Genomic DNA, 7,881 nt, shown 5'->3' on the forward strand with positions numbered 1-7,881 from the left:
TGTCCCGCCCCAGGAACACGGTGAGGTCGGTGAACGGCCAACTCCGGTTCATCCGCGTGAGTTCGGGCTCCGCACGGCCGAACTCCACCCGCGCCACGTCGCGCGGGTCGCCCACGCCGCAGTGGAGGACCGGCAGCGCCCACGAAGGCCCGTCCGGCTCCAGGACGTGCAGGTGATTGCGGGCCGCGGTGACGGCCGCGTCGAGGGGCCGGGACCGGGCCAGGTCCCGGTACAGGGCGTAGGAGAACTCCGCGACGGCGGGGGAGTCGGCCTCCGGCTGCATGGCCACCACCGCCGAGGAGCCCCGCTCCAGACACGTCTCGACCAGATCCCCCAACTCGGCCGCCGGGACGCCCGCCTGCCGGCAGACGTTGAGCACCGCGAGCCGCGGCTTCCACACGTCGTAGAGGTGGTACATCTGATCCGGGCCGAGCGTCCAGCTGCCCCTCTCCGGGGCCGGGGCCCGGGCCGGGGCGTCGGCATCGGGCTGCGCGACATTGAAGTGCAGTCCGCCCGGATCCCCGGCGACGGCGCGCATGCCGTGCCCGATGAAGTGCAGTACGTGCGGGCGGACATGGCCCACTTCGGTGATCAGCTCCCGCAGACCGGGAGCGTCCACCACCTCCGTGTGCACCCGGCCCGGCAACTCGGAGAGCGCCGCGCCGATCATCGCCAACTCCTGATCGGCGAGGAGGCTCCGGTCCCTCGGATTGCACACCACGAGCAGTACCCGCAGCGGACCCTCCTCCCGAAGGTCATTGCCGGGGCCGCCGACGCTCCGCCCCCGGCGCAGGAGTACCCGACGGTCCCGCCACAGCGCACCACTCCTGTCCCGCATCAACTCCCATGGCAGGATTGCCAGTTCAGGGGAGTCGATATCGATCCTGACGCGCGACGGCGATTCTTCGGGAGCCTCGTTCCGCAGGTCCTGCCAGAGTCCGGAGGGCGCTCCGCCCAGCAGCCCCTCGTACAGGCGCAGACCGACATCGGCCCGTGCCTGGCTGGACGCTTCGGGTTCGAGCGCCTCCGTGAACGCCCGGGCCCGCACGCCGGTGCGGCCGCTCGCGATCCCGACCAGCTCGGCGCCGAGCGGCCACTCCACCTCAACGGTGCCACGGTGCAGGCGCACACGATCCTCGTGGATGCCGAGAACGATGTCGGCGGCGCCGTCGCCGACGAGAGCGCCGGACGGAAGTCCTGGCTGCGCCGATGGCGGAGTCGGCAGCTTCGCGAAGCCACGGGCGTCTTCGGACAGCGGGACCGTTCCGTCCTCCTGAAGCAACCATGCGGGGAACACCGGGGCGCGACCGGTCAGTTCGTGGATCCGCCCCGAGACCAGGTGGGCCGTCTCCGTGATCTGTGAAGTGGGCAGTGCGTCCAGCAGAATGCGCCGCACATCGTCCGAGAAGCGGAACATTCGGTGCTGCTGGTGAACGTCCGGTGCACCGGACGCGTCGTCGGACGCGTCGTCGGATGCGTCGTCGGCTACGTCGGAAGGTGGCGTATTCGCCGGTCGTATCAGTCCGCCCAGATACACCTCGGCGAGCTGCGAGGTGGTGGCCTCGTGGGGGATCGCCTCCGCGATCAGGCGCATGACGGGGATGGTGAGCGGGGAGACGGCCGCCAAGTGGGCGGCGAGACGATAGGCGCCGGGTGATGCGGTCCTGCGGAAGTCGCTGACCTGTTGGGAGGCGGTCGTCGCCGTCGGCGCGTGCCCTTCCCGAGGCATCGAGGCGTCGGCGTCCCACAGGTTCAGTTCCGCACGCCCGTTTCTGGACACGGTCAGTCGCACCCACTCGGCGAGGACGCGCGGATCCGTCTCCAGTACGGGGAGGGCCGTACCGTGGAAGGGGCTCAACTCCGGGGGAAACAGCGGGTCGTTGATCCGCCAGTCCGTATTGGCGGACCCGGCGTGGGGTGACCGGACCGACCAGCGGCGGACGGCAAGTCCGGACCCGGCCCACATCCGCGGCGGCAGCGCGTGGATCAGAGCGGTCGGGCCATGTGCCGCCCATCGGACCAGCAGAGACCGCACACTCCCGTCCCTCCAGCCCGGCCCCGCCCCGTCCGAGACGACGAGAGTCATCGTGTGACCGGACGGGTCGCACAGGGTGTCGGGGCGTACGACGTGCTGCCCGTCGGCGAACGGGCGGGTGACCAGGGTGGGCGGCCGGCCGGCACGCAACCGCAGTCCCCGGACCTGGATCCGCCGGAAGGCGCCCAGCCGTTCGAAGAGCGTGCGCAGTTCTGTGCAGAGTTGCTGCCACAGCAGCATCGACGGTCCGTCGTCGAAGACGAGGACGAGATCGAGCCAGCGCTCCCGGGCGGGGCGGGTCACCACATTCAGGACGCGGGTCTGGGCGAACTCCGCGACGGTGGCGGGCTCGTCGATCTCTCTGCGGAGCGGGGCGGCCCGATACTGCTTCAGCGGACGCAGGGCCCTCGCTGTCGCGAGAAACGTGGGCAAGGAGCGCGGCCCGGGGACCCGGACCGGGATCGCCCGTGGCCGGTGCGGTGCTCCCGCACCGGATTCGGAACCGGAGCCGGAGTCAGAGCCGGAGCCGGAGTCAGAGCCGGATTCGGAGCCGGGCGTGCTGAACGGTGGGTCGGCGCTCTCCTCTTTCACGTCCCTCTCAGGGGCGGGTGCGGTGGTGTCCGGTGCGGCGTACAGATCCGCGAGCGGCCGCTGTCGCGGTATCACCGCGTCCGCCGACGCGTCCGCCGACGCATCCGCCGACGCATCCGTCGACGCGTCCGTCGGCTCTCGCGGGAGCGGAAGGGCCTCGTCTGGGTACCGGCCGGCCATGGCCCGGGCCAGCGGCGCCGCCGCGCCGCCGGGTATCCGTTCCGCCAGCCACAACACGTCCACAAGCTCCTCGGCGGTCGGCTCGCCGCCCAGTTCGAGGAGGAGACGCAGAATGTCCCGGGGCATGGTCACACGGCTCCGCCCAACTGGTGGAACACCGCGTCGAGCAGCCCCTCCGCGTCGAGGTTCACGCCGTTCAGACGCAGGTGTACGGCGTTGAGCAGCTGGTCCGTTGCGAGTTCCCCGCGCTCGCGACGGGCGAGGAAGGTGCGGATCAAGTCGTCGACGTGGGTCTTCGCCTTCGCGCCGAGATGAGCGGCGACGATGGCCTGCAGTCGCTCCTCGTCGGGGTCGGGGAGGTTCAGTTGCACGCAGCGGCGCAGGAACGCGGGCGGAAACTCGCGTTCCCCGTTGCTGGTGATGACGATCACCGGGAACTCGACGCACCGGATGAAGCCCCGATTGACCGGGGCCGGGTCCTCGGAGTGGGCCGCGTGCACGAGGACCGGGTCCTGCTCCGCGGGTAGCCGGGACAACTCGGGTATCTCGAACTCGCCCTCCTCGAACACGGTGAGGAGGTCGTTCGGCAGGTCGACGTCGCCCTTGTCGAGTTCGTCGATGAGCAGCACGCGAGGTGACGCGCCCGGTATCAGTGCCGTGCCGAGCGCTCCGAGCCTGATGAAGCGCCCTATGTCCGGGGGCGCCGAGTCCTTGTCCTCACTGAGGTTGCTCTCCTGCAGGCGGCCGACAGCGTCGTACTGGTACAGGGCTTCCGCCAAGGTGGAGCGGCTGCTGATCGGCCAGCGCAGTACCTTGCCCAGCGACATCTCGTGGGCGATGGCGTACGCGAGGGAGGACTTTCCGGTGCCGGGCTGGCCGGTCACCAGCAGGGGGCGGCGGAGGTGCAGAGCCGCGTTGACGACATCGATCTGCTCCTGGCCGATGAGGTAGGGGCGGTGTGCGTCGGGGCTGACTCGGCTCGGCTGCGACGCAGCGGCGGCGCCGCCATCGCCGCCGGTCTCCCCGAACCGGCGCCAGGGCGGCGGATCGGGCATCTCCACGTGCCGGGGTGTCCCGTCTCCCTGAAAGAGCCGCCATGTGGCGGTGGCGGCAGCACCTGGACGTTCTGTCATGACGCCTGCTCCTCACCGGTCGGATCTCTCAGGTAGGGCAGCGGCGGCATTCGGGTGGGATCGTCCCAGATCAGGGCCGGCGCGGTGGGCGCCGCCTCGGGCGTCCCGAGCCTGTGGGCGCGATAGGTGCGGATGCGTTGCGGGAGCGCTTTCACCGGGCCGTCGAGCATCAGGGCGTTGAGGTCTTCGTTCTGTGCCGACGAATTCCGGTCCCAGAGCACCACGGGTATGCCGAGCCCGACGCACATCCCCCGCAGTTCCGCACGATGCTGCTCCGCGCAGCTCAGCACCACTCGGGCCGCCGAGGGCTCACCGAGCACGAGTCCGTAGACCTGACGGCGGTCGGTGTGCTCGTGGCCCAGGCGCACCAGGTCGCCGCGCTCGAGATGGCCCCAACGCAGGTGCCAGCTGTGCAGATGATCCTTGGCGCGGAGACGCATTTCGGGACAGCGGATGACGACCTCGTACTCGACACCGAGTACGCACGGCATGCCGGTGTCCGGATCCTCGCCGTCCCATTCCTCGACCGGCTCGTCGAGGTCCTTGTCGTCGAGCAGGATTTCGAGCACCGCGGCCGTCGCGGTCGACGTCCGCCCGGCCGCCTCCGTCGCGCGCAGCAGCTCACGGCGGAGCAACCGTGCGAGTTCGGCCGGCGGTCTTGCCTGCTCCTCCGCCACGAGCATGCGCTCCGCCTCGTCGCGGTAGCCCGAGGCGTACCACGCGGAACAGAGAAAGTGGCCGGGGTCGCGGCTCTGCAACCACACGGTGAGCCGCGGCCGAGCGGGTTCATCGCCGCCTCGGCGAGTCGCCGCCCAGGCCGTCGCGTCGTCCCGCCGCTCGTCCAGCGCCTCCGACGCCACGCCGAGCCGGTCGATCACCGCCTCGCACCACTCCCGCAGTTCGGTGGCCCGCTCGGTGGCGCAACAGGCCGCGACGTACTCCACGACCCGTAACAGACCCGGCACGCGTGGCTTGCCTTCCGGGACGTGCGCACCGTCGCCCCAGTACGCCTCCAGGGCTTCGACGAACCGCTCTGTCTCGCGACCGGTGTCGTCCTTCAGCACTGTGGAGGTGCCCCGCAGCGCTGCCTCTGGGAGCTCGTCGAACAACGTCGCGTGCGGCAGGGCCGCACCTGCCGCCTCCCGCAGTGAGACCACCCCTTGAACGGGCAGCAGATCGATCAGCCAGCGGTACTCGCGCACGGAGAGGATGGTGGGGATGCACGCGGACCGGCCGAGAGCCAGCAGCCGGGCGGTCCCGTCCCGGTTCTCGCGCCGCAGCCCTTCCGTCAGCACGGCGATGGCCCGGGGCCGGGTCAGCAGCACCTCGGTGATCTCGTCGACGGTCTGCCCCACGGCCGGAAGCCGCAGTTCGTCGGCGAGCCGGTCGGCGTGGTCGGCGCGTATGTGCGGATCGTGGAGCACATCCGCGACGGCACGCGTCATCGCATGCCGCACGGCCGGTTCCACGTCTCTCGTCATGAGCCCCGCGCCGGGGTGGTCGGGTTCCAACACCACGGACACTGCCGCCAGTTCGGCCTCGACGGCCTGCCACGGCAGGGCGAACGCCCGACGGATGACCGCGCTCGGGTCGAACTCGTCCTTGCCCGGGGGCATGATGCCGAGGACGACGCCCACTCCGGCCCGCTTCGCCTCGCACCACAGGACACCACCGCTGTAACCGGGTGCGATGGTCGCTCCCTCGAGTGGGACATCGACCAGGGCGTACTGGTTCTCGTAGTAGACCACCGTCCCCTCGGCGAGGGTGAACGGTTGGCCGTTGCCGTACCGCGCCGTCACCTTCTGGTTCCTGGCCATGGCGCGCCACGGCACCCGCAGGAGCTGCGCGGGCGGTTCCCGCTCCAGGTCGAGCACGGCCAGGTCGCCCGTCCAGACACGCTCGCCGTCACACGCGGGCAACGCCTCCGGGCCCGGCCGACGGGCCGGAACCCACTGCGCGACGCTCGCGACGTACGGTGTGCTGTCCCGCAGCACCGGAAAGGTGAGGTCCACCGTGACCGCTGCTTCCGGGCGCTTCTGCTCGTTCCAGACCCGGCCGAGCGCTTCGTTCACCACGTGGGCACACGTCAGCACGCGCCCGCTGCCGAGATAGACCCCGCCACCCACCAACTCGCCCGAACCCCGCTTCCTGACCGAAGCCAGGTACGCCAGTTCGGTATCCGTTCCGCCTGCCATGGGACCCGACCGACCGCGCGTTTCACCCGGAGTGACCGCTGGGCGCGGTGGTGGCGGAGGAAGCCGACTCGGTATCGAGATGCCAGAGCGCGGCGACCGTCATGGTCGCTTCGGCGGCAGCTCCTACGATGCCGATCTTCAGATCCTGTCCGATACGGACCCCGAAGGAGACGGAGAGCTCGTGCGGGGGATCCGGGACCGTCGAGACGGTGTCGTGAACCTGCTGCAGGACAGGCACGATCGGAGCGAGCAAGGTACGCAGTGCGCCTTCGGTGGCGGCGATCATCCGGCCGCCACCCCGTGCCACCGGCCGGGACTCGCCGAATCCCGGGACGGGCTCGTCCGTGCCCCTGCCATCGCCCTGGCCCCCGTCACCAGCCGCACGGGGCAAGGGGGCGAACGCCTGCAGGGCCAGCCGCGTCCCGTCATCGAATGAGAGCTCGATGAAGTCTGCCATCGGACCATTCTGCCCGAAACGTCAACTCAGTGGCGATAGACGGGACTTGATCGATACATGCCCCATTCGGGGCCGATGGCCGCAACGCTGATAATCTCCCGGAGAGAGCCGAATTCCCAGAGGGAGCGGCCATGGTCGACGTAGTTCTTGGCATCGCCGAGGACCGGGTCCGGCTGCATGCGGACTTCGGCGAGTTCGAGTGGGCGCTGGGCGACGAGCTGGTGGAGATCGCACGTGACCCGACGGGCCTCCACGCCACCGATGTCATCAAGTCACTCGACTTCGACGTGAGTTGGCAGCAGCGGACCGAGGTCGGGCTGCGACTGCACGACGCGGTGTTCGGCGCGGCGCCCAAGGGCCTGTGGGAAGGGCTGCAGAGGGACATGTCGGAGCGGGATCCGCTGCGGGTCCGGCTCGACATCGAGCCCCGGGCGCTGGTCGCGCTGCCCTGGGAGTTGATGCGGGACAAACGGCAGGCGCTGTGGCGCAACAGCCGTGTCCTGCTGCGCCGGGGGCGGCGCGTCGGCGGCCCCGGCAATGACCTTCGGGAGGAGGGTCCGCTGCGGGTGCTGCTCGTGGTGTGCAATCCGAGGGACCCGGGCCTCCTCGCCGATCAGGAGTTGGCGATGATCGGCGCGGCGCTCACCGAGCTGCCGGGCCGGGTGCACACGGAGGTGGTGGACGGTCCCGGCCTGCGGGAGCTGATCACCGAAGTGGGTCATGTCCGCCCGCACGTACTGCACTTCATCGGGCACGGCATGCGCGCCGTCGCCGGGGATCAGGGCGGGCTGCACTTCAACGCCGCGCAGCCCGATGCCGACTCCCCGGCCCCGGCCCCGGAGAGGGACAGCTGGACGCTCGGCCCGGATCAGATGCGCCACCTCTACGACGTGTGGAAGCCGCGGCTCGTAGTGCTCAACGTCTGCCGTCGTCCGGGTGATCCGGCGGCCGAGTTGGGGGGTCTGGTCGAGACGTGTCTGGACCGGGGTTCCTCGGCGGTGGTGGCCATGCAGCCGGACGTCGACTCCCCCGCCGTCGCCGAGTTCTCCTACGCCCTGTACCGGGACCTGGCCCGGTCCCGGCCCCTCGACGCGGCCGTCACCGCGGCCCGCAATCACCTGCACGTCCTGGAGCCGGGCGGGCCTTCGTGGGCGCTGCCGGTCCTCCACTGCGGCGTGGGCGACCCGCGCGACGTGGCGCGGGTGGCGTTCGGTGACATGGAGCCCGAACTCACCCGGATGAACCGGAGTTGGCCGTTCACCGACCTCACCGTGTTCCTGGGGCGGGACC

General features: G+C 70.6%; 5 protein-coding genes and 1 pseudogene. 1 reads left to right on the forward strand and 5 read right to left on the reverse strand.

The window, feature by feature from the left end; translation table 11 throughout:
• The 5 genes and pseudogenes from RBJ65_RS41900 to RBJ65_RS41915 form a co-directional block, all read right to left on the reverse strand.
• Positions 1-2,932 (reverse strand): SAV_2336 N-terminal domain-related protein (locus RBJ65_RS41900; protein WP_306332213.1); only part of this gene is annotated, 2,932 nt, incomplete at its 3' end.
• A 2-nt stretch (positions 2,933-2,934) separates the two neighbouring features.
• A complete protein-coding gene (locus tag RBJ65_RS41905; RefSeq protein ID WP_306316973.1) occupies positions 2,935-3,939 on the reverse strand; it encodes a MoxR family ATPase in 1,005 nt (334 codons plus the stop codon).
• Positions 3,936-5,234 (reverse strand): hypothetical protein, encoded by a 1,299-nt coding sequence (locus tag RBJ65_RS42230; RefSeq protein WP_372341198.1) that lies wholly within the window; start codon positions 5,232-5,234, stop codon positions 3,936-3,938. The genes RBJ65_RS41905 and RBJ65_RS42230 overlap by 4 nt, the downstream gene beginning before the upstream one ends.
• A gap of 363 nt (positions 5,235-5,597) precedes the next feature.
• Positions 5,598-6,134: pseudogene (locus RBJ65_RS42235) on the reverse strand (trypsin-like peptidase domain-containing protein); the annotation flags it as partial.
• Between the two features lie 22 nt (positions 6,135-6,156).
• Positions 6,157-6,591: a CU044_2847 family protein gene (locus tag RBJ65_RS41915; RefSeq protein ID WP_306316975.1), complete on the reverse strand. Its 435-nt coding sequence runs from the start codon at positions 6,589-6,591 to the stop codon at positions 6,157-6,159.
• 131 nt (positions 6,592-6,722) lie between these two features.
• On the opposite strand from RBJ65_RS41915, the gene RBJ65_RS41920 reads away from it, so the two are divergent.
• The coding region (locus RBJ65_RS41920; protein WP_306332214.1) for a CHAT domain-containing protein at positions 6,723-7,881 on the forward strand (1,159 nt) is incomplete at its 3' end.

Origin of the sequence: Streptomyces sp. KL109B (assembly GCF_030766935.1) — a bacterium.
GTDB lineage: Bacteria > Actinomycetota > Actinomycetes > Streptomycetales > Streptomycetaceae > Streptomyces.

Excerpts from the sequence above, each read along its gene's own strand:
- RBJ65_RS41905 (WP_306316973.1), bottom strand. The coding sequence starts at position 3,939 with ATGACAGAACGTCCAGGTGCTGCCGCCACCGCCACATGGCGGCTCTTT.
- RBJ65_RS41915 (WP_306316975.1), bottom strand. The coding sequence starts at position 6,591 with ATGGCAGACTTCATCGAGCTCTCATTCGATGACGGGACGCGGCTGGCC.